This is a genomic window from Bradyrhizobium manausense, assembly GCF_018129685.1.
GTDB lineage: Bacteria > Pseudomonadota > Alphaproteobacteria > Rhizobiales > Xanthobacteraceae > Bradyrhizobium > Bradyrhizobium manausense_D.
The window spans coordinates 243,287-263,221 of sequence record NZ_JAFCLG010000004.1 but is presented as its reverse complement, the minus strand read 5'-3'; the positions used below and the strand labels follow the sequence as shown (position 1 = coordinate 263,221).

24 protein-coding genes are annotated in these 19,935 nt (G+C 64.3%); 15 read left to right on the top strand and 9 right to left on the bottom strand.

The genetic code is table 11. From position 1 onward, the window contains the following. Nucleotides 1-108: 108 nt before the first annotated feature. Nucleotides 109-1,467: a histidine kinase gene (locus tag JQ621_RS13820; protein ID WP_212235253.1), complete on the bottom strand. Its 1,359-nt coding sequence runs from the start codon at nucleotides 1,465-1,467 to the stop codon at nucleotides 109-111. 184 nt (nucleotides 1,468-1,651) lie between these two features. On the opposite strand from JQ621_RS13820, the gene JQ621_RS13815 reads away from it, so the two are divergent. Together JQ621_RS13815 and fghA are read left to right on the top strand one after the other, a co-directional pair. Further along, nucleotides 1,652-2,272: a response regulator gene (locus tag JQ621_RS13815; RefSeq protein WP_212235252.1), complete on the top strand. Its 621-nt coding sequence runs from the start codon at nucleotides 1,652-1,654 to the stop codon at nucleotides 2,270-2,272. A 72-nt stretch (nucleotides 2,273-2,344) separates the two neighbouring features. Beyond that, on the top strand, nucleotides 2,345-3,190 hold the full coding sequence (gene fghA, locus JQ621_RS13810) for an S-formylglutathione hydrolase (RefSeq protein WP_212235251.1): 846 nt from the start codon (nucleotides 2,345-2,347) through the stop codon (nucleotides 3,188-3,190). Nucleotides 3,191-3,369: 179 nt separating this feature from the next. On the opposite strand, the gene JQ621_RS13805 is transcribed toward fghA, so the two are convergent. Beyond that, entirely contained in the window at nucleotides 3,370-3,873 is a 504-nt protein-coding gene (locus JQ621_RS13805; protein ID WP_212235250.1) for a DUF3280 domain-containing protein, read from the bottom strand. A gap of 127 nt (nucleotides 3,874-4,000) precedes the next feature. Between JQ621_RS13805 and JQ621_RS13800 the strand changes: the two genes are divergently transcribed. The 6 genes from JQ621_RS13800 (at nucleotide 4,001) to JQ621_RS13775 (ending at nucleotide 9,047) form a co-directional block, all read left to right on the top strand. Further along, nucleotides 4,001-5,182, top strand: a complete 1,182-nt coding sequence (locus JQ621_RS13800) for an ABC transporter substrate-binding protein (protein ID WP_212235249.1) — start codon at nucleotides 4,001-4,003, stop codon at nucleotides 5,180-5,182. Nucleotides 5,183-5,421: 239 nt separating this feature from the next. Continuing rightward, complete coding sequence (locus JQ621_RS13795) at nucleotides 5,422-6,339, top strand: YVTN family beta-propeller repeat protein (RefSeq protein ID WP_249125290.1); 918 nt, start codon at nucleotides 5,422-5,424, stop codon at nucleotides 6,337-6,339. Then, nucleotides 6,336-7,142 carry an ABC transporter ATP-binding protein gene (locus JQ621_RS13790; protein WP_212235248.1) on the top strand — a complete coding sequence of 269 codons (807 nt, stop codon included), beginning with the start codon at nucleotides 6,336-6,338 and terminating at the stop codon, nucleotides 7,140-7,142. The genes JQ621_RS13795 and JQ621_RS13790 overlap by 4 nt, the downstream gene beginning before the upstream one ends. Continuing rightward, nucleotides 7,139-7,987, top strand: a complete 849-nt coding sequence (locus JQ621_RS13785; protein ID WP_212235247.1) for an ABC transporter permease — start codon at nucleotides 7,139-7,141, stop codon at nucleotides 7,985-7,987. The genes JQ621_RS13790 and JQ621_RS13785 overlap by 4 nt, the downstream gene beginning before the upstream one ends. Next, on the top strand, nucleotides 7,984-8,598 hold the full coding sequence (locus JQ621_RS13780) for a hypothetical protein (protein WP_212235246.1): 615 nt from the start codon (nucleotides 7,984-7,986) through the stop codon (nucleotides 8,596-8,598). The genes JQ621_RS13785 and JQ621_RS13780 overlap by 4 nt, the downstream gene beginning before the upstream one ends. Nucleotides 8,599-8,750: 152 nt before the next feature. Continuing rightward, nucleotides 8,751-9,047 (top strand): copper-binding protein, encoded by a 297-nt coding sequence (locus JQ621_RS13775; protein WP_212235245.1) that lies wholly within the window; start codon nucleotides 8,751-8,753, stop codon nucleotides 9,045-9,047. Between the two features lie 150 nt (nucleotides 9,048-9,197). Here JQ621_RS13775 and JQ621_RS13770 read toward each other — a convergent pair whose 3' ends face one another. Further along, nucleotides 9,198-9,785: a PQQ-dependent catabolism-associated CXXCW motif protein gene (locus JQ621_RS13770; RefSeq protein WP_212235244.1), complete on the bottom strand. Its 588-nt coding sequence runs from the start codon at nucleotides 9,783-9,785 to the stop codon at nucleotides 9,198-9,200. Continuing rightward, nucleotides 9,782-10,660 carry a substrate-binding domain-containing protein gene (locus tag JQ621_RS13765; protein WP_212235243.1) on the bottom strand — a complete coding sequence of 293 codons (879 nt, stop codon included), beginning with the start codon at nucleotides 10,658-10,660 and terminating at the stop codon, nucleotides 9,782-9,784. The genes JQ621_RS13770 and JQ621_RS13765 overlap by 4 nt, the downstream gene beginning before the upstream one ends. 260 nt (nucleotides 10,661-10,920) lie before the next feature. On the opposite strand from JQ621_RS13765, the gene JQ621_RS13760 reads away from it, so the two are divergent. Together JQ621_RS13760 and JQ621_RS13755 are read left to right on the top strand one after the other, a co-directional pair. Next, nucleotides 10,921-11,712, top strand: coding sequence for a quinoprotein relay system zinc metallohydrolase 2 (locus JQ621_RS13760; protein ID WP_409334228.1), 792 nt, complete (start codon nucleotides 10,921-10,923; stop codon nucleotides 11,710-11,712). A 52-nt stretch (nucleotides 11,713-11,764) separates the two neighbouring features. Beyond that, nucleotides 11,765-12,583: a quinoprotein dehydrogenase-associated SoxYZ-like carrier gene (locus JQ621_RS13755; RefSeq protein ID WP_212235241.1), complete on the top strand. Its 819-nt coding sequence runs from the start codon at nucleotides 11,765-11,767 to the stop codon at nucleotides 12,581-12,583. Between the two features lie 190 nt (nucleotides 12,584-12,773). Here JQ621_RS13755 and JQ621_RS13750 read toward each other — a convergent pair whose 3' ends face one another. After that, nucleotides 12,774-13,133 carry a hypothetical protein gene (locus JQ621_RS13750; protein WP_212235240.1) on the bottom strand — a complete coding sequence of 120 codons (360 nt, stop codon included), beginning with the start codon at nucleotides 13,131-13,133 and terminating at the stop codon, nucleotides 12,774-12,776. A 120-nt stretch (nucleotides 13,134-13,253) separates the two neighbouring features. On the opposite strand from JQ621_RS13750, the gene JQ621_RS13745 reads away from it, so the two are divergent. From JQ621_RS13745 to JQ621_RS13730, 4 genes are read left to right on the top strand one after another with little or no spacing between them, the layout of a single operon-like run. Beyond that, nucleotides 13,254-14,195: an ABC transporter substrate-binding protein gene (locus JQ621_RS13745; protein ID WP_249125261.1), complete on the top strand. Its 942-nt coding sequence runs from the start codon at nucleotides 13,254-13,256 to the stop codon at nucleotides 14,193-14,195. A 1-nt stretch (nucleotide 14,196) separates the two neighbouring features. After that, nucleotides 14,197-14,934 (top strand): ABC transporter permease, encoded by a 738-nt coding sequence (locus tag JQ621_RS13740; RefSeq protein WP_212235239.1) that lies wholly within the window; start codon nucleotides 14,197-14,199, stop codon nucleotides 14,932-14,934. Beyond that, complete coding sequence (locus JQ621_RS13735; protein ID WP_212235238.1) at nucleotides 14,924-15,634, top strand: ABC transporter ATP-binding protein; 711 nt, start codon at nucleotides 14,924-14,926, stop codon at nucleotides 15,632-15,634. The genes JQ621_RS13740 and JQ621_RS13735 overlap by 11 nt, the downstream gene beginning before the upstream one ends. A 46-nt stretch (nucleotides 15,635-15,680) precedes the next feature. Next, nucleotides 15,681-16,034 carry a hypothetical protein gene (locus JQ621_RS13730; RefSeq protein ID WP_212235237.1) on the top strand — a complete coding sequence of 118 codons (354 nt, stop codon included), beginning with the start codon at nucleotides 15,681-15,683 and terminating at the stop codon, nucleotides 16,032-16,034. 4 nt (nucleotides 16,035-16,038) lie between these two features. Here the strand turns inward: JQ621_RS13730 and JQ621_RS13725 are convergent, their stop codons facing one another. The 4 genes from JQ621_RS13725 to JQ621_RS13710 all read right to left on the bottom strand — a co-directional run bounded on the left by JQ621_RS13725 (nucleotide 16,039) and on the right by JQ621_RS13710 (nucleotide 17,923). Beyond that, a complete protein-coding gene (locus tag JQ621_RS13725) occupies nucleotides 16,039-16,248 on the bottom strand; it encodes a hypothetical protein (protein WP_212235236.1) in 210 nt (69 codons plus the stop codon). Between the two features lie 94 nt (nucleotides 16,249-16,342). Continuing rightward, nucleotides 16,343-17,248 (bottom strand): hypothetical protein, encoded by a 906-nt coding sequence (locus JQ621_RS13720; protein ID WP_212235235.1) that lies wholly within the window; start codon nucleotides 17,246-17,248, stop codon nucleotides 16,343-16,345. 24 nt (nucleotides 17,249-17,272) lie between these two features. Next, a complete protein-coding gene (gene pqqA / locus JQ621_RS13715) occupies nucleotides 17,273-17,353 on the bottom strand; it encodes a pyrroloquinoline quinone precursor peptide PqqA (RefSeq protein ID WP_012029362.1) in 81 nt (26 codons plus the stop codon). Between the two features lie 183 nt (nucleotides 17,354-17,536). Then, entirely contained in the window at nucleotides 17,537-17,923 is a 387-nt protein-coding gene (locus JQ621_RS13710) for an EF-hand domain-containing protein (RefSeq protein WP_212235234.1), read from the bottom strand. A 337-nt stretch (nucleotides 17,924-18,260) separates the two neighbouring features. Between JQ621_RS13710 and JQ621_RS13705 the strand changes: the two genes are divergently transcribed. Next, complete coding sequence (locus JQ621_RS13705; protein WP_212235233.1) at nucleotides 18,261-19,925, top strand: methanol/ethanol family PQQ-dependent dehydrogenase; 1,665 nt, start codon at nucleotides 18,261-18,263, stop codon at nucleotides 19,923-19,925. Nucleotides 19,926-19,935 lie beyond the last annotated feature (10 nt).

Sequence of the window (19,935 nt, the reverse complement as noted above, 5' to 3'; positions counted from 1 at the left end):
CACCTGATGCACTAGCTTCAAAAGGTCGTAGGCTATTCGCACCCGTTTTCCCGGCCGAATCGGGAATTATTCCCGACCTTGAATTTTCCCCGTTTGAACCGGGCGCGATCAGGCCGCTGCGGTTGGAACCAGCGCTTCCACGGTGACGCCGCCCTCGCCCGAGGCGACGTTGAGCGTGCCGCCGAGCGCGAGGATACGCTCGCGCATGCCGACAAGGCCGAAGCCGAGCTTCTGGTTCGGATCCATGCCGCGGCCGTTGTCGCTGACCCGCACCCGGGCGCAGCAGCGACCATCGCGGCCAGGTTGCTCCGCAGGCTCGATTGCCACGACGATCGCGGTCGCGCCGGCGTGCCGGAACGCGTTGGTGAGCGCCTCCTGCACGACGCGGTAGATGGTGAGGTCGGCGGTCTCGCCCGTGACGCCGAGCGCCGGCGAGATCGTGGTCTCGATCGTCACGTCGGGATGCGATTCACGCCAGAGCCGCGACAGCGATTCCAGCGCCTTGCCGAGGCCAAGCTCGGCGAGGCCGACGGGCCTCAAGCGCTCCAGCACGCGGCGGGTGAACTGCTGCAGGGCGTTGATCTGCTCCAGCAGCGCGCCGCCGTGCTTTCGCACGGCCTCTGCACTCGGAGCACGCCCGTCGGCGAGCTTTGCCAGCGCGCTGGCATGCGCGCGGAGCGAGAACAGATACGGACCGAACTCGTCATGCAGCTCGCGCGCGATTTCCTTGCGCTCGACGTCCTGCAGCGACACCGCGCGTTCGGCCAGCCGCTGCTTCTCCTCGACGGCCTCGCCAAGCCTTGCCGCCAGATGATTGAGCCTGGTGCAGATCGCAGCGAGTTCCGGCGCTCCGCCGGGCGTGACGCGCGCATCGTAGTGCCCGTCCTCGAGCTCGCCCATGGTCTGCGCCAGCGATTGCAGCGGCGCGAGCGCGCGGCCGACGACTGTCATCATCACCAGGAACAGGGCCAGCGCGATGACTGATCCGACCTCGAGCTGGGTGACGATGGCGTCCCAGATCTCGGCGATCTCGTCATTGGGATGCGAGGTGATCACCAGCGAGCCGGGCTTGCCATGAACGGACACCGGTACGCTGACAGCGGTCTGCTCGGGATGAACCAGGCTGACGAACCAGGCCGGCGGCCCGGGCATGTCGTCATCGGTCTCGGCCCGAGGTGGCGTCAATGGGTTCCCGCCGGCATCGTGCAGCGCGATGCTGACATGGCGAAGGCGATCGAGATCGCGCGCGATCTGGTTCAGCCTGGCATCGGGATCCGGCGCCTCGTTGAGATCGGCAACGATCATCTCGATGAACTCGCGCGCGAGCCGGATCACGCTCTGGTCCTCGGCCTGCACGCGGGGGCCAGCCTCCGCGACCTGGCGGGTGATGTTGACCGCGAGCCCGAGCGCCAGCAGCAGCGCCAGCAGAAGGTTGATGCGCCCGCGCAAGGATAGATTTTGCCACATTGCTTTCGCTCATGCCCCGCCAGAGATCACTCGCACCCGTCCGATGTCGTTGACAGGAGCGAAGCGCCCGATATCTAATCGGAAGCGTACAGCAATCCCGGCCGGGTTGCATGAGCCGGGAGGCTTCCTCGTTCGGTATCATGCGGCGCGAAACAGAAGTCCGACGCTGTCACGGGGAACGCCTATGCGCATTCTGATCGTCGACGATCATCCCATTGTCGCCTCCGGCTGCCGTGCCGTGCTGGCCGACGCAGGCGAGATCGAGATCCTGGAGGCCGCCGACGCTGAAGACGGCGAGAGCGTCTTCATCGTCGAGCGCCCCGACCTCTGTGTCGTCGACATCAACCTGCCCACGGTCTCCGGCTTCGAGCTCGCGCGCCGCATCCTGGAACGCGCACCTGACGCCCGCATCATCATGTTCAGCATGAACGACGATCCGGCCTTCGCGGCGCGCGCGATCGAGTGCGGCGCCAAGGGCTATGTCTCCAAGACCGGCGACCCCGACGATCTCGTCGAGGCGATCCGCACCGTCGGCAGCGGCGGCACTTATCTGCCGAGCGCGATCGCGCGCAGCATCGCCTTCGCAGGGCCTGCGCTGGCGCAAAGCCCGCTGTCGAAGCTGAATGCGCGTGAGATGGAGATCCTGCGGCTGCTCAGTGCGGGAAAGAGCCTGTCCGAGATCGCATGGCTGGTGCAATCGTCCTACAAGACGGTCGCCAACACCTCCTCGATCATGCGCCAGAAGCTCGGGGTCAAGACCTCGGTCGAGCTGGTGCGGCTGGCGATCGACAGCGGCGTGGCCTAGAAGAGCGCCACAAATTTCGGTCACACAAGCATTGCATTCTCGATGTGGTGAGATGCCGCGGAGCTATCAGACATGACGATCCAGACAGTCTCGACCAACGCATCCCATGGCGGCGTGCAGGGCGTGTATCGCCATGCGAGCCAGGCGACCGGAACCGACATGGTGTTCTCGGTTTATGTCCCTGCGCATGCCGAAGGCGCCAGGCTGCCGGTGGTCTGGTATCTCTCCGGGCTTACCTGCACCCATGCCAACGTCACCGAGAAGGGCGAATTCCGCAAAGCCTGCGCCGAGCTCGGCCTGATCTTCGTCGCGCCCGACACCTCACCGCGCGGCCCCGACGTGCCTGGTGATGCCAACAACGCCTATGATTTCGGCCTGGGGGCCGGCTTCTACGTCGATGCCACGCAAGAGCCGTTTGCGCGCAATTATCGCATGTGGAGCTATGTCACCGACGAGCTGCCCAAACTTGTGGCGGGACATTTTCCCGTCGATGGCAAACGGCAATCGGTCATGGGCCATTCCATGGGTGGCCACGGCGCACTGACCGTAGCGCTGCGCAACCCGCATCGCTATCGCGCCGCCAGCGCCTTCGCCCCGATCGTGGCGCCGTCGCAGGTGCCATGGGGCATCAAGGCGCTGACGGGCTATCTCGGGCCGAACAAGGATGCCTGGCGCAGCCATGACACGGTGGCGCTGATCGAGGACGGCGCGAAATTCTCCGGCTTCCTCGTCGATGTCGGCGAGGCCGACAATTTCCTGAAAGAACAGCTGAAGCCGGAGTTGCTGCAGGCGGCCTGCACCAAGGCCAACATCCCGCTGACGCTGCGCCGCCAGCCGGGCTACGACCACAGCTATTACTTCATCTCGACGTTCATGAGCGACCATCTGCATTGGCACGCGGAGCGGTTGAAGGGGTGAGTTTTCTTACCCTCCCCTGGAGGGGGAGGGTCGATCGCGCAAAGCGCGAGCGGGGTGGGGTGACGGTCCATCCGCGACGAACATTGCCCGAGTGGAGAGATCACCCCACCCCGTCACGCAATCTCGCTTTGCTCGATCGCGTGCCGACCCTCCCCCTCCAGGGGAGGGTAAGCACCGCCCTACTCCGGCTTGCCGTAATTCGGCGCGAGAATGCGGTTGCGGATCAGATAGCTCATCGTGCGCGACCAGGATTCATCGGTGTTGCCGCGCATGTCGGCGCTGGCCGCCGTGATCATGTTACCGGTCTTCACGTCGCGTAAGTAGACGTTGAGATTGATGATCAGGTTCGAGACCTTCTGCACCATGCCGGTGATCTCGAGGTCGGCACCGAGCTGTCCGGCCAGCTTGAGGTCGCAGCCGCCACAAGCCTGCAGATTGGCGTGATGGGCGGCATCCCTGACCGGCGCGATGTCGAGCACCTGGAACCGGCCTGACTCGGCCAGTTCCTTGCGCAGCTGGTCGCTGATATGCGCGAGCCTGATCTCTTCAGGCTTCGAGCCATAGAACTCGCCGGGCAGGCTGGTGTCGATCAGCTCGAAATCGAATATCGCAAGCTTCGGCGGATCGGCGAATGCCGGCGCACCCATCAGCAGCAAAGCTGCGCAACATATCAGCGCTCGCATGATCGTGATTCCGCATGTGGTGTCGCGACGACCAAATGCGGGGTTGCAAGCCCTGCCAAATCGGTCATGCTTGAAGAGAAACAATTCTCCACCGGCGGTCAAGCCGGGGAGAACGGCAGGAGGAAGCATGATCCGATGGTTGCTCGGCCCGATCGGCCTGTGTCTGGCGGCGATGCAAGCGCTCGCGGCCGACCCGGTCACGATCGGCGTCGGCTATCTCGGCGTCGCCGGCACCAGACCGACGCTGTCGCTGGTCGAGCAGCCCGCGGAGAACGACGGCACAGCCGGCGCCAAGCTCGCGATCGAGGACAACAACACGACCGGAAAATTCACCGGCCAGCGTTTCACGCTGGAGGAGCGCCGGATCAAGGAAGGCGAAGACCCGGTCCAGGCTGCGACTGCGCTTGCCGAGCGCAACGGTTTCATCGTCGCCGACCTGCCGGCCGATGCGCTCTTGAAGGTGGCGGATGCGCTCCGCGATCGCGGCACGCTGCTGTTCAACGCCGGCGCGATCGACGACCGGCTGCGCGAAGCCGATTGCCGCGCCAACATCATTCACGCTGCACCGACACGGTCGATGCTGGCGGATGCGCTCGGGCAATATCTGGTGTGGAAGAAATGGTCTCGCTGGCTGCTGGTTGTGGGCTCGCATGACGGGGACAAGCTCTATGCCGACGCGCTCCGCCGCGCCGCGACGCGGTTCGGCGCCAAGATCGTGCAGGAGCGGACCTTCGAGGACACCGGCGGCGCGCGCCGCACCGATAGCGGCGTGACGCTGATCCAGCGCCAGATGCCCGTCTTCACGCAAGCCGCGCCGGCGTATGACGTGCTGGTCGCCGCCGACGAGAGCGAGGTCTTCGCCGCGTACCTGCCCTATCGCACCTGGGATCCGCGGCCTGTCGCGGGTTCGGCCGGCCTGATGCCGCGCAGCTGGGATGCCGCGCAGGACCAATGGGGCGCGACGCAGATGCAGAACCGCTTCATGAAGCTGAATGCGCGTCGCATGACCGCGCTCGACATGCAGGCCTGGACCGCCGTGCGCATGATCGGCGAGGCCGCCTCCCGCACCAATTCCGGCGATGTCAGGAAGATCACCGACTTCATCAAGGGACCGAACTTCGAGGTCGCGGCCTTCAAGGGCACAAGGCTCACCTTGCGCGACTGGAATCTGCAATTGCGCCAGCCGATCCTGCTGGTCGACGGCCGCATGGTGGTGTCGGTGTCGCCGCAGGAAGGATTTCTGCACCAGGTCTCCGAGCTCGACACGCTCGGCTACGATCGCCCGGAGAGCAAATGCAGGCTGAAATGAGCGACGTGATGCGATGCAGCCGCCGCGGAGATGGTGTGCCCCCTCCCCCGCTTTCGGGGGAGGGTTGGGGAGAGGGTGTCTCCACGCGCGAGAGTCCCCAAGAGGAGAAAACCCTCTCCCGCATCGCATCTTGCGATGCGATGCGACCTCCCCCGCAAGCGGGGGAGGTAAGAACCGCCCGCGGACAAATATTGCCTCTGCTGAGGGCAACGGTGCTCGTGGCAATCGCCCTCGCCGCCATGCCCGCGCATGCCTTCATCGCCTATGTCTCGAACGAGAAGAGCAACACGGTGTCGGTGATCGACACCGACAGCTGGACCGTGACCAAGACCATCAAGGTCGGCCAGCGCCCGCGCGGCATCGAGTTCACCCGCGACGGCAAATTCGTGATGGTCGCGGTCGGCGACGACGACACCATCCAGATGATCGATGCCAGGACGCAAGGCGTCGTGGACACCCTGCCCTCCGGCCCCGACCCCGAATTGTTCACCCAGGATGCCGCCGGCAAGACGCTCTATGTCGCGAACGAGAACGACAACACGGTGACGGTGATCGACCTCGAGAAGCGCGCCCGCCTCGGCGACATCCAGGTTGGCGTCGAACCCGAGGGCATGACCATCAGTCCTGATGGCAAGACCCTGATCAACACGTCCGAAACCACCAACATGGCGCATTTCATCGATACCGGATCGCGCCAGATCGTCGCCAACGTGCTGGTCGATCCGCGGCCGCGCTTTGCCGAGTTCAAGCACGACGCATCCGAATTATGGGTCTCCTCCGAGATCGGCGGCTCCGTGTCGATCATCGATCCCGGAAAGCACGAGGTGATCGGCAAGGTCACCTTCGAGATTCCAGGCTTGAGGAAGGAGGCGATCCAGCCGGTCGGCATCGGCATGACCAAGGACGACAAGACCGCGTTCGTCGCGCTCGGCCCGGCCAACCGCGTCGCCGTGGTCGACACGGCCACGCGCAAGGTGACGAAATATCTGCTGGTGGGCCAGCGCGTCTGGCACATGGCGTTCACGCCGGATGAAAAATACCTGCTCACCACCAACGGCGTCTCCAACGACGTCTCCGTCATCGACGTCGCCGCGCAAAAAGTGATCAAGACCATTCAGGTGGGCGAATTGCCCTGGGGCATCACGATCGCACCATGACCAGCCCTGCCCCCATCGCCGAACCACTTCAGATGCCGAAGCCCGATCCGGCAGCGGTGCCGGCGCTGTCGATCGACGGCGTCAGCCATGCCTATGGCCCGCGCCGCGCGCTGATCGACGTCTCCTTCGGCGTAAGGCCTGCGAGCTTCACCGCGCTGCTTGGCCTCAACGGCGCCGGCAAGAGCACGCTGTTCTCACTGATCACGCGCCTGTTCGGCATCCAGTCCGGCCGCGTCGGCATCTTCGGCCATGACGTCAGCCGCACACCCGGCGAGGCGCTGCGCCTGCTTGGCGTCGTGTTTCAGCCGCGCACGCTCGATCTCGATCTGTCGCTGACGCAGAACCTGCTCTATCACGCAGCTCTGCACGGCATCATCAGGCGCGAGGCGGCCGCGCGCAGCGCCGAGCTGCTCGCGCGCATCGGGCTTGCCGACCGCGCCCGCAGCAAGGTGCGCGATCTCTCCGGTGGCCAGATGCGACGGCTGGAGATCGCACGTGCACTGCTGCACAGGCCGCGGCTGCTCCTGCTGGACGAGCCGACCGTCGGCCTCGACGTCAAGGCGCGCGCCGACATCATCAGCCATGTGCGCCAGCTCGTGACCGAGCAAGGCATCGGCGTGCTCTGGGCCACGCATCTGTTCGACGAGATCACGACTGGCGACGATCTCGTGGTGCTGCACCAGGGCAAGGTGCTGGCGCAAGGCCCGATGGGCCGCGTCATTTCCGAGGCAGGCGCGCAGGACGTCAACACCGCCTTCATGCGCCTGACCGGCGCGCAGATGATGGCGGGAGGCGGCGCATGAGCAGCATCACCACGCACGACGCACCGCGCGGCTTCTCTGCTCGCGAATACATGACCTGCCTCACCGGCATCGTCTGGCGCGAAGGCTTGCGCTTCCTGCATCAGCGCGAGCGCTTTGTCTCGGCGCTGGTGCGGCCATTGGTGTGGCTGTTCATCTTCGCCGCCGGCTTTCGGCAAGTGCTCGGCATTTCCATCATCCCGCCCTACGAGACCTACATCCTCTACGAGGTCTTCATCGCGCCCGGGCTGATGGCGATGATCCAGCTCTTCAACGGCATGCAGTCCTCGCTCTCGATGGTCTATGACCGCGAGATGGGCAATATGCGGACCCTGCTGGTGAGCCCGCTGCCCCGCGGCTTCCTGCTGTTCTGCAAGTTGCTCGCGGGCACCGCGGTGTCCTTGCTCCAGGTCTATGCGTTCCTGATCATCGCCTGGTTCTGGGACATTACCCCGCCGCTATCAGGCTATCTCACCGTGCTCCCGGCGCTGATCCTGTCCGGATTGATGCTGGGCTCGCTCGGCATGCTGATATCATCAGGGATCAAGCAGCTGGAGAATTTTGCCGGCGTGATGAACTTCGTCATCTTCCCGATGTTCTTTGCGTCCTCCGCGCTGTACCCGCTCTGGCGCGTGCAGGAGGGCAGCCCCTATCTCTATTATGTCTGCGAGGCCAATCCGTTCACCCATGCGGTCGAGCTGATCCGTTTTGCGCTGTATCGACAGATCAACTGGATCTCGCTCGCGGTGGTCGGAGCATGCACAATCGTCTTCATGATCGGAGCGATTTTCGCCTATGATCCCTCGCGCGGGCTGGCGCGGCGTGGGCCGGCGGGAGGCGAAGGATGAGCGTTCGGACATTTGCGCTTGTCGCCATTGCATGCGCGGTCTCGACCGTTGCGGCGCGCGCCGCCGATCCGCGCTATCCCAACTGGCCCTGCGCGCAGGCCAAGGTGCCGGAGATTTCGCTCGCGGCGGTCTGGGCCGGTCCTGCGCTTGACGATGCCGAGACCAAATGGAAGGAGGACGGCAAGGTCAGCGCGCTGGTCTCCAGGCTCGCGGCCCGCAAGACACCGCTGGACGAAGCCGAAAAATCGGTGAAGGAATTCTTGGCCGGCTCAGCCGCCGACAAGACCTCCAACGCAAAGCTGCTGTTCGCCGGCCTGTTCGACACGCTCAACGCCCAGCGCGCCCAGGTGATGAGCGGATTAGAGCGCGTCAGCCGCAAGCAGCGCGAGGCCGCCGACAAGATCCGCGAGGAGACGATCCAGCTCCAGGCACTCCAGGACGCCACGCCGCGCGACGACGGCAAGGTCGACGCCCTGAGCAACCAGCTGATCTGGGAAACCCGCATCTTCGAGGACCGCCGCAAGGTGGTGCGCTTCGTCTGCGAGGTTCCGACCGCGATCGACCAGCGCCTGTTTGCACTCGGTCGCGTGATCCAGCAGGAAATGGAATAACGCAAGTCTCATAGGGTCAGGCTTGCTGACAGCTTTCGTAAGAGTTCCCGCGATATCAACGCGATCATTAATGTTTGCGGCGCTATCGGCCGGAACCAAATCGATCTAGGATGTCTTGTCGATGTGAATCTCTCCAGTGCCGGGAGGCCTCGATGGGAAAAGCGAAATTCATCCTCGCGGGCGCAGCCATCACCCTGCTCGCCTCCAGCGCCTTTGCTGACGACCTGACCGGAACGGTCACCAGCATCAACAGGCTCAACAACACGATCGCGATCCAGCAGACGCAGAAAGGCACGGTCGGCGGCAGCGCCGGCGGCGCCGGCGCGCTGCAGCAGTACAAGGCTAAGGACGCCGCGATGCTGGATGCCGTCCATGCCGGCGACCGGGTGACATACACCGCGACCGACACGGATGGCGCAGCCATGCTGACGAAGTTGCAGAAGCAGTAGGGTTGGACCGACGCCGCAGTCCGACTAGCCGACATACGCGATGCTGCCTCCACGCCGTCATTGCGAGCGCAGCGAAGCAATCCAGAGTCCCTCCGCGGAAAGATTCTGGATTGCTTCGCTGCGCTCGCAATGACGGGGTGAGAGCTGGGCTCACTGCTCAGGCCGCGGCTCCGGCTGCGCCTCCTCCGTGGGCAGCTTTGCCTGCTCCCAGCCGTCGGTCCCCTCGGGATACCAGGCAACGTTGGAATAGCCGTAACCCAGCGCGCGCTTGGCCGCGTTCCAGGACATCCAGCAGTCGGCGAGGCAATAGACCACCAGCAACGCGGCCTTGTTGCCGTGCGATGCTTGCACGAGGCCGCGCTGGAAGTAGTCGTCCATCGCCGGCGGCAGCGCGCCGTAGCCGGTGTCGGGCAGCCAGATGCTGCCAGGAATATTTTTCCGCGGCATGTCACGCCACACGGTGCCCGCCGGAAGGTTCTTCGGCTTCGGTGCGCGCGGCAGCACATCGATGAAGGTGCCGCTCCTGGCTCGCCAGATTGCTTCTGCCTCCGACGTGGTGAGCACGCGCGCGCCTTCCAGCGTCGCCGGCACCGGCGCGCGGTAATTGTCGGTACGATAGCCCTCCGGCTCGAACGGCTCCTGCTGCCGGGCGGGGTTCTGCTGCGCCGACACTTGTTGCGCCGACACTTGCACCGCCAGCATGACGGCCAGCAGCGCGGCAACACGCGGCCATCTCATGGCGCCTTCCTGGCCGCCTCCACGCCGAGCGGCCGATCGTTCTCGTCGAGCAGAGGCACGCCAAAGTCGAGCAGGATCCTGTTGATCTCGCCCTGGTTCTCCTGGATCAACTTGTTGAGCTGCCGCTTCCAGTTCTGGTCGGCGGCACGCACGCCCATGCCGATGCGATAGACCAGTTTCGGACCGGTGGTTTCCTTCACCAGCGGCGTCACGTGCATCGAGCCGGCCTGCTTGGCGTAATAGCCGGCCATCGGACCCCACAGCACGCCGGCATCGATTTTCCCCGAGGTGAGATCGTCGATCATCGCCTGCGCCGAATTGTCGTAGCGCGTGTCGATCATCAGCGGATACGGCTTGGCGTCGCTCATCAGCCCGGCGATCGCCATGTTGGTCGCCGGCGGCGTGCCGGCGATGATACCGACATGCTTGCCCTTCAACCTCGGATCCTCGAGCGTATCGACATCTTCGAGCCCGCTGCCCGATTTGGCGACCAGCGCATAGGTCGTGCGGTAATAGGGATTGGTGCCCTGCACGATGTCGTCGCCCTGCGGGAAGCCCATGATGACGTCGCAGCGATGCGCCCCCAGCGTCATGCGCACGAAGCCCGTCGCTTGCGGGAAGTAGACGTAGTCGAGCTTCTTCTGCAGCTTGTCGGCGAACAGCTCGGCGAGCTTGTTCTCGATGCCCTCGCCCTTCTCGTTGGAGAACGGCATGTTCCTGGGATCGGCGCAGACCCGCAACACTTTTGGATCGACCAGCTCGAACGAGAGATCGCCACCATCCGTCGTCTGCGCGCGGGCCATTTCGCCGAACGCACAAGACGCCGCCGTCGCACACAGCAAGAACAACCAGCGACGAAGTCGTCGGGCCTCCATCGCGCTTTCTCCTCATTTCATTCGAATGCTATCCATGCAACGCAGGACGCACCCTATTTGCCAAGCTTGGTGTTGGCTTGTTGTGCTGCAGTGCAACGCGGCAAATCCTGAACCGAGGCGGAAAAGTGTCGCATCTCGTATCAAAGATCGCAGCCCTGTCCCTGCTGGCAGCAGCGACGCTAGCACGCGCCGGCGCGGCCGAATTGCCTGTGAGCGAAGTCGCGACCGGAATCTTCGTGCACTCCGGGGCCATCGCCCTGATGACCCGCGAGAACGAGGGCGACATCGCCAATGTCGGCTTCATCGTCGGCGCGGATGCGGTGGCCGTGATCGATACCGGCGGCAGCCTGCGTGAGGGCGAAGCGCTGCTCGCGGCCGTGCGCTCCCGCACCAACAAGCCGATCCGCTACGTCATCAACACCCACGGTCATCCCGACCATGTCTTCGGCAATGCCGCGTTTGTCGCAGAGGGAACCAGCTTCGTCGGCCACAGCAGGCTGCCGCAGGCGCTGGCGACGCGAGGGCCGTATTACCTCGACAATTTCCGCCGCATCATGGGCGGCGAGCTGATCGATCCCGTGAAGATCGTGCCGCCCACGGTGCTCGTGAAGGACACGGTGACGCTCGATCTCGGATCGCGCCGGCTCATCTTGCGGGCGTGGCCGGCCGCACACAGCGACAATGATCTGACTGTGTTCGACGAGACCACCAAGACGCTGTTCGCAGGCGACCTCGTCTTTCTCCGGCACATTCCGGTGATGGATGGCAGCATCCGCGGGTGGCTTGCCCTGCTGAAGGAGCTGGAGGCCGTTCCGGCGGTTCGCGCCGTACCCGGTCACGGCGCTGTGAGCGACTGGCCTGCCGCGCTGTCGGATGAACGGCGTTATCTCTCGTCTCTGCTGTCGGATGTCCGCACGTCGAACAAGAAGGGCGATCCGATCCGAACCGCGGCCGAGAAGGCCGCCGCGACCGAGCGCTCGCATTGGGAACTCTTCGACGACTACAACGCCCGCAACGCAACCGCAGCATTTTCTGAAATTGAATGGGAATAGTGGGCGCGCTACCTTATAAGTGAAACTGCTTCGTCCGCGCAGGACCTTGACCATGACGGGATGCACGCGCCGCCTGATCCTCGCTGCCGCATTGCTCGGCACCGCCTTCGCGCGGCCCGTGAGCGCCGAAGAGGCCTACGATCCCTGGCCGGGCCTGGTGCAGGACATCTTCAATAGCCGTCCCATGAACGACGGCAGCGATGTCATCGCCATCGAGATGCCCTATCGCGCCGAGGACGCCGCGATCGTGCCGGTGACGCTGCGCAGCAAGCTCTCCCCCGCTGACAGCCGTCGCATCCGATCGATCACGCTGGTGATCGATCGCAACCCGGCGCCGATGGCCGCCAAATTCGATCTTGGGCCGGATGCCAATGTCAGCGAAATCTCCACGCGCGTGCGCGTCAACAATTACACCGACGTCCATGCCGTGGCCGAGCTCAGCGACGGGCAACTCTACGTCTCCAAAGTTTACGTGAAGGCCTCAGGCGGTTGTTCGGCACCGGCCGGCAAGAACGCCGAGGAGGCGCAGAACCACCTCGGCCAGATGCGCTATCGGCAATTCGCACGGGAGGGCGCACCGGCAAGCCGCATCCGCGAAGCCCAGATCATGATCGGTCATCCCAACAATTCCGGCCTGCAGATGGATCAGGTCACGCAGCTCTACATTCCCGCCTTCTTCATCAACCAGTTGAAGTTGACACAGGACGACAGCCCGGTGCTGTCCATGGAAGGCGGCATCTCGATCTCGGAAGATCCCAATTTGCGCTTCACTTATGTCTCTAACGGCGCCAAGCGCTTCCGCGCGGAAGCGAGGGATACGGACGGACATGTGTTCCGCAATGAGTGGGATGTGGAGAAGCCGGCGACGTGAGGCGAGGACCACCCTCCCCTGTTGGGGGGGAGGGTCGGCTCACATTGAGCGCAGCGAAATGTGAGACGGGGTGGGGTGGCGGTCTCTCCACGTGACACACTGCCCGAGTTGAGAGATCACCCCACCCCGCTCGCGCTACGCGCGATCGACCCTCCCCCTCCAGGGGAGGGTGAGACGCAGTCGACACAAATCAGAAACACCTCACCTCGGCCTCGGCCTGCGCGCGCCTGAGATCATTCACCGCCGCGTTCGCCTGCTCTGAGGTCCGGAACTGGGTACCGAGATTGCCGCGGACCTGCGACATGCTGAGCGCGGTCTCGGCGGTCACGTAGCGATCGTAGGGAACGATCGAGGCGACCACGTCGATCGAGCAGGAGCATTGCTCGATCGCCTGCCGCGTCTCGCCATTCGCCTTCATGCAGCCATAGACATATTCCGCGCGCGCCGAGGTTGGATAATCATTGGCCTCTTCGGCGCGCGCCGCGCAGGCGGTCGCCGCGAGGACGACCAGAGCGGCGACAATCAGCCGTCCCTGTCCCGTAAACCTCATGCGCGTCCTCCCGCTGGTTGCGATGGAAGCTATGCTATGCGTATTGTCCTGAAAAGCACTCTGTCCGAGGAAATGGCTCACAAGGTGATGAGAGTTTTGGCGCGAATAATAGTGCTCGCGATGATACTTGTGCTGGGCCCGGCGGCCCATGCCGCTGATGTCATCCGCCTGGCAGTGCAGAAGACCGGAACATTCTCCTGGGAACTGGCTACCATTCGCGAGGCCGGTCTCGACAAGGAGGCCGGCCTGGCGCTGGAGGTCACCGAGCTTGCGAGCCCCGAGGCCGGCAAGATCGCGCTCCGCGCCGGCAATGCCGACATCATGTTGTCGGACTGGCTCTGGGTGTCGCGCGAGCGCGCACTCGGCGCCAAGCTCACCTTCTATCCCTATTCCAGCGCGCTCGGCGCGGTGATGGTGCCCGCCGCTTCTCCGATCAAGACGCTCGCGGACCTCAAGGGCCACAAGCTCGCCGTCGGTGGCGGTCCGATCGACAAGAGCTGGCTGCTGCTGCAGGCACGGATGAAGCAGGACGGCATCGACCTCAAGTCGGATGCCACCATCGTCTATGGCGCCCCGCCCCTGATCGCCGCCAAGGCGCTCGACGGCGAGATGGATGCGAGCCTCAATTTCTGGAATTTCTGTGCGCAGCTCGAGGCCAGGGGCTTCAGGCGCCTCGTTGGCATCGAGGAGATCTTGCCGAAACTGGGCGCCAAGGGCGCGGTCTCCGCGGTCGGATACGTCTTCGACGAGAGCTGGGCTGCGAGCCATCGCGACGCGGTGACGCGCTTCATCGCCATGACCCGCAAGGCCAAGCAGCTGCTGGTCACCTCGGACGCGGCGTGGGGCAAGATCGCCCCGCTCACCGGCGCCACCGATCCCGCCATGCTGAAGACCTACCGCGACCGCTATCGCGACGGCATTCCGCGCCGGGGCATCAGCGACGAGGAGGCGGATGCGCGCGTGCTCTACCGCGTGCTCGCCGAGATCGGCGGCCGCGATCTGGTCGGGCCCGCGGCCGAGCTCGACCCAGGCACGTTCTATCACGCAGTCCCCGGAGACTGAGGTGCTGCGCCCGCTCTCGTTCGCCCTGTTCCTCGCGATCTGGTGGATTGCCGCGCTTTTCGCGGGCGGCGCAAAGCTGCCCTCTCCGCCCGTCGTGCTCGACGTTGTCATCGCGGAAGCCGCAAGCGGCGCGCTGTTCCTGCATCTTGGCGCCACGCTGGCGCGCGTCGCGCTCGCCTTCGTGCTGGCGATGTCGGTCGGCAGCGCCATTGGCTACCTCATGGGGCGGGTGAAGCTCGCCGACCGGCTCGGCGATCCCTGGCTGATCCTGTTGCTCAACCTGCCGGCGCTGGTGGTGATCGTGCTGGCCTATATCTGGGCCGGGCTGACCGAGGCAGCAGCCATCGCCGCCATCGCCATCAACAAGCTGCCGACGGCGGTCGTCACCTTGCGTGAGGGCACGCGCGCGCTCGACCGTTCGCTCGACGAGATGGCGAGCGTGTTTGCGATGCCGCGCTGGCGCGCCTTCCGGCATGTGGTGCTGCCGCAGCTTGCGCCCTATATCGCGGCTTCCGCCCGCTCCGGCCTGTCGCTGGTATGGAAAATCGTGCTGGTCGCCGAACTCCTGGGCCGGCCGAACGGCGTCGGCTTCGAGATCGGCGTGGCCTTCCAGCTGTTCGACACGCCGCGACTGCTTGCCTATTCCCTGACATTCGCCGTGGTCGTGCTCGCGATCGAGACCGCGCTGGTGCAGCCGTTCGAGGCCCGCGCAACGCGGTGGCGGCCCCGTGCGGCTTGAGATCGAGATCACCGGCAAGACCTTCAAGAGCGCCGCGGGCGGAACGCACGAGGTGCTGGCGCCGATGAAGTTCGCGCTTCAATCCGGCGAGGTCGGCGTGCTGATCGGCCCGTCCGGCTGCGGCAAGAGCACGATGCTGCGCATCATCCTGGGGCTCGACCGGGATTTCGACGGCCATGTTGCGCGCCCGCCGGAGGCCCGGATCGGCATGGTCTTCCAGGAGCCTCGGCTTCTGCCGTGGCGTTCGGTCGAACAGAACGTGCGGCTGGCGGCTCCCGATGCCAGCGATGCGAAGCTGTCAGAGCTGTTCAGGATCCTGGAGCTGGACGCCCATCGCAGCCACTTCCCGGGCGAATTGTCGTTGGGCCTTGCCCGGCGCGTGGCTCTGGCTCGCGCCTTTGCGGTCGAGCCCGATCTGCTCGTGCTTGACGAGCCTCTCGCCTCGCTCGACGACGCACTCGCGGGCCGCCTGCGCGACGAGATCGCGACTCTGGTGGCGAGCCGCCCGATGATGACTCTGCTCGTCACGCACAGCATCGACGACGCGATCCGTCTCGGCGACCGCCTGTTTGTCCTGTCGCCGCGTCCGGCGCGCATCGTGCAGGAGTTGACGATCGCGATTCCGCGCACAGAGCGCGGCGAGGCTGAGCTTGCCCGGATCAAAGCAGAACTTGCGGCGTTGCAGCTTGAATCGAAATGAGAACTCGTGGTCAACTGCACCTAACGAGTATGTCGGGGAGGTTATCATGCGCCGTCAGCTGATTGCGATCGGCATCCTGTTGGTTGCGATGCCAAGCGCGGCGCTTGCGCAGACCAAGGGCAAGGGCATCCGGCTCTGGAATCTGACGAGCGAGACGATCTCCGGCTTCCAGCTCGCGCCATCGGGCAAGACCGATTGGGGTCCGAACCAGTGCCTGAACGACAAGGATAAGGAGGTCGACCACGACGAGCGGCTGCGCATCACCGGCATCGAGCCCGGCCGTTACGACGCCAAGATCAGCTATCCCAACTCACGGCAATGCGTGGTCCGCGACATCGAGATCAAGGCGGACGCGGTGTTCTCGATTTCAGACAAGGACCTGAAGGACTGCACGAAGTAGCGGTTCACGCCTTGTCGTTCGGGTGCGGATATTCGCAGCGCCAGCGCACCGCCTGCCATTTCGGATGCTCGCCAACCCATTGCGCGATGTAGGGCGGCGCGGCCATCGCGCATTGCGTGGGCGAGCCCGCATAATTGAACACGATGTGCTGCTCCTCGCAGGTCGCAGGCGAGAGCACCGCACACACAGTCACCACCAGGTCGATCGGGTTCATGCCGGGATCCTCGCGCGGGAACGATCAAGACTAACACAAGGGGATACGCCCCGAGGAGCCGGAAGTTTCAAACGCGCGTGAGGGAACCGCCTGGCTAGAAGTTGACGCCGAACACCAATCGCGCCTGGTGGCGCTCGAAATTGACGAGGTCGAGATTGGCGCCCGATCCCGCCGGGCGCCCCCAGGCCTGCATGCTCCAGCTCAAGGTGAGCCGCGACTGCTCGGAAAGCTGGACATAGGCAGTCGGTCCGACAAATAACGCTTGCCCTGAGAACTCGCCGAGGCCGATGCCGTCATACTGGCGGAAGTAGCGCAGCTCGCCGCCGAGCAGAAAATCCGGCCGCACGCGCACCATGCCGGCGAAGGCTGCGCCGATGGTGGAGCTCTTCTCCGACAGCCCTGACACCTCGAAGCGCGCCCATTCCGGCTGGTAGATCAGATTGAGCGCACCGATGACGACGTTCGGGACCAACTCGCGGTCAAGGGCGAGCGTGAAGTCGGTGCCGTACATCCTGCCCTTCGCGCCGCTGATCTCATCGATGCGATCGCCATGAGTCTCGGCGGCGATCGTAAGGCCGAACGGCGCGCTCCCGCGATCCAGCAGGCGATAGCGCAGGTCGAGCGCGAGGCCCTGGAAATTGAACTGGCGTCGGTCATCGATGTCGGGGACGCCGGTGATGTCGTGTAGCGTCGCGCTGCCGCCGACCTCGACGCGAAAATTCGGCAGCGGGACGACTTCAATTTCGACCTGTTGGCCAACGGCACGATAGCTGCCGCCGCCCTTGCCGAACCGCCCCGTGGTCTCGGTCTGGAATTCGCGCTCGCCGACATTGCCGACATCGCTGCCGATCATGAATCCGAAGATGTGTTCCGTATCGAACCCCTCTTCCGCACTCACACTGGCTGGAGCGAGCGCGACGGTGCACGCAATCGCAGTCCGGAATGTGGCGGCCCCCAAGCGCATCCCGGATCCTATCACGGCTTCGACGGCATCCGCCATCGAAGCCGCGACAGGTCGTCGGTTTTACTTGCGCGCAGCGCAGGCGTACATGTTGATTTCCATGCCGACCGGCACTTCCACGATCTTCGGAGCTTTCCAGGCCATTCGGGGTCTCCCCAACTATTGAGTCTAGTCTTGAGCGCGACATCGCGCCGGGCAAAACCTAGGGCTGCCTCACGCACAGCGCAAGTCTGGAATCGAACCGCAAGCCCAGCGAAGTATCGCGTAACACATGCAAATTTCGCTCTCGGGCAAAGCGCCTTCGCTCCCAGTCAAGCGTCGATGACCTCAGCGCAACAATCGCAGCAAGGCGCGCCCTGCCCGCGAATTCAGCTCCTTGGCGTCGAGCGTGGCGTCCTTGTCGGGGTTTGCGGCGTTGAAGCGCTGCTCCACGACGGCGAGATATTCTTCGAGCGTCAGCGTGCCGTCGTGATCGGGATCCGCGGCGGCGAGTTCTTTCGCCGATAACCGTCCGCGCAATTCGCGCACGTCGAGCGTCCCATCATGGTCGGGATCGAGCTTGGCGAACAGCGCGGCTGCGGCCTTCTTCACCTCGGCCAGATCGAGCGTCCCGTCATTGTCGGTGTCGAACATTTTGACCGCGCTGCCGGAGGCCGACCAGGCCGGCCCGAACAGCGCAGCGAGCGCAAGCGCAACTGAGCGACGCGATATCATTCAGACCTCCCTGACATGAGCCCGATTCGCCGGGTTCACGACAAGATAAGTCCGCAAGACGACCGCGGTTCAAGTCTGGAATTGCAGCGTGCGCACTGCACAACCGGCAGAACCGGACTGCCCATGCAACCGCTCATTGCAGGCCTTGCATCATCGCGCGGAATTTTTTCAGCGTCTGCGCACAAGTCGGAGTTGCTCGTCAGGTTTCCGCCAGGTGACCTGTGCCTGGCATCCAACATATCGGCAGCGCAGCTTCGACTTTCGTATTGACGTGTTTTGCTTTCCGACGGAGTGTTGCGGTCGCAGCGTCAAAAGACGCGCATATTGGGAGGAACGGATGAAACGCCTTACGATGGCCGCAAGCCTCGTCATATCCGCATGCTCGGTTGCGAGCGCACAAACGACCGATCAGTTGGTCAAGGGCGCAACCGATACATCGAACGTTCTGAACTACGGGATGGGCTACAATCTGCAGCGCTTCTCGACGCTGAACCAGATCAACAAGGACACCGTCAAGAACCTCGTCCCGGTCTGGAACTACTCCTTCAACGACGATCGCAGCGAGGAATCGCAGCCGCTGGTCTACCAGGGTGTGATCTACGTGACCTCGCACAATGCGACCATGGCGGTCGACGCCAAGACCGGCAAGCAGATCTGGAAATCCAAGATCGAATATCCGGCCGAGACGCCGCGCATCGTCTGCTGCGGCATCATCAATCGCGGCGGCGCGCTGTTTGACGGCAAGCTGTTCCGCACCACGCTCGATGCCAACGTCATCGCGATCGACATCAAGGACGGCAAGGAGCTGTGGCGGCAGAAGGCGGCCGACATCAAGGAGGGCTATTCGATGACGGTGGCGCCTCTGGTCGCCGACGGCGTCGTCATCACCGGCATCTCCGGCGCCGAGTTCGGCACCCGTGGCTTCATCGACGGCTGGGATCCCGCGACCGGCAAGCATCTCTGGCGCACCCATTCGGTTCCGTCACCGGACGAGCCCGGCGGCGACACCTGGAAGGGCGATACCTGGAAGCTCGGCGGCGGCTCGACCTGGATCACCGGGTCCTACGATCCGGAGCTCAACACGGTGTATTGGGGCATCGGCAATCCCGGCCCGTTCAATGCGGCCGTGCGTCCCGGCGACAATCTCTACACCTGCTCCGTGCTGGCGATGGATCCCAAGACCGGCAAGATCAAGTGGCACTACCAGTTCTCGCCGAACAATCCGTTCGACTACGACTCCGTGGCCGAGATGGTCCTCGCCGACATGAACGTCGAGGGCAAGCCGACCAAGGTGCTGATGGACGCCAACCGCAACGGCTTCTTCTACGTGCTCGACCGCACCAACGGAAAGCTGCTCGCGGCCAATCCGTACGTGAAGGTGAACTGGGCGACCGGCATCGACATGAAGACCGGCCGGCCAATGGAAACCGACGTGGTCAAGGATGCGCGCGACGGCAAGAAGGTCACGGTCTATCCGTCGATCCTCGGCGGCAAGAACTGGGAGCCGATGTCGTTCAATCCGCAGACGGGCCTTGCCTATGCCAACACGCTTGCTTTCGGCGGCAGGTACAAGTCGGAGCCTGCCACCTTCAAGCAGGGTGAATGGTATCTCGGCATGGACCTGACCGATCCCTGGGAATGGGGTGACGGCGCGCGCGGCCATCTGAAGGCGATCGACCCGATGACCGGCAAGGCGAAGTGGGAAGCCGCCAGCGACATCCCGCGCTTCTCGGGCGTGCTGTCGACCGCGGGCGGTGTCGTGTTCACGGGTTCGCTGACCGGCGAGTTCGAGGCCTTCGACGCCGACAGCGGCAAGAAGCTCTGGCAGTTCCAGACCGGCTCCGGCATCGAGGGGCAGCCGGTGACCTGGCAGCAGGACGGCGTGCAATATGTCGCTGTGACCAGCGGCTATGGCGGCGTCTACTCGCTGTTCTCCGGCGACGAACGTCTGGCCAAGGTGCCGCCCGGCGGCTCGCTCTGGGTCTTTGCGGTGAAGCAATAGCGGCAAGACA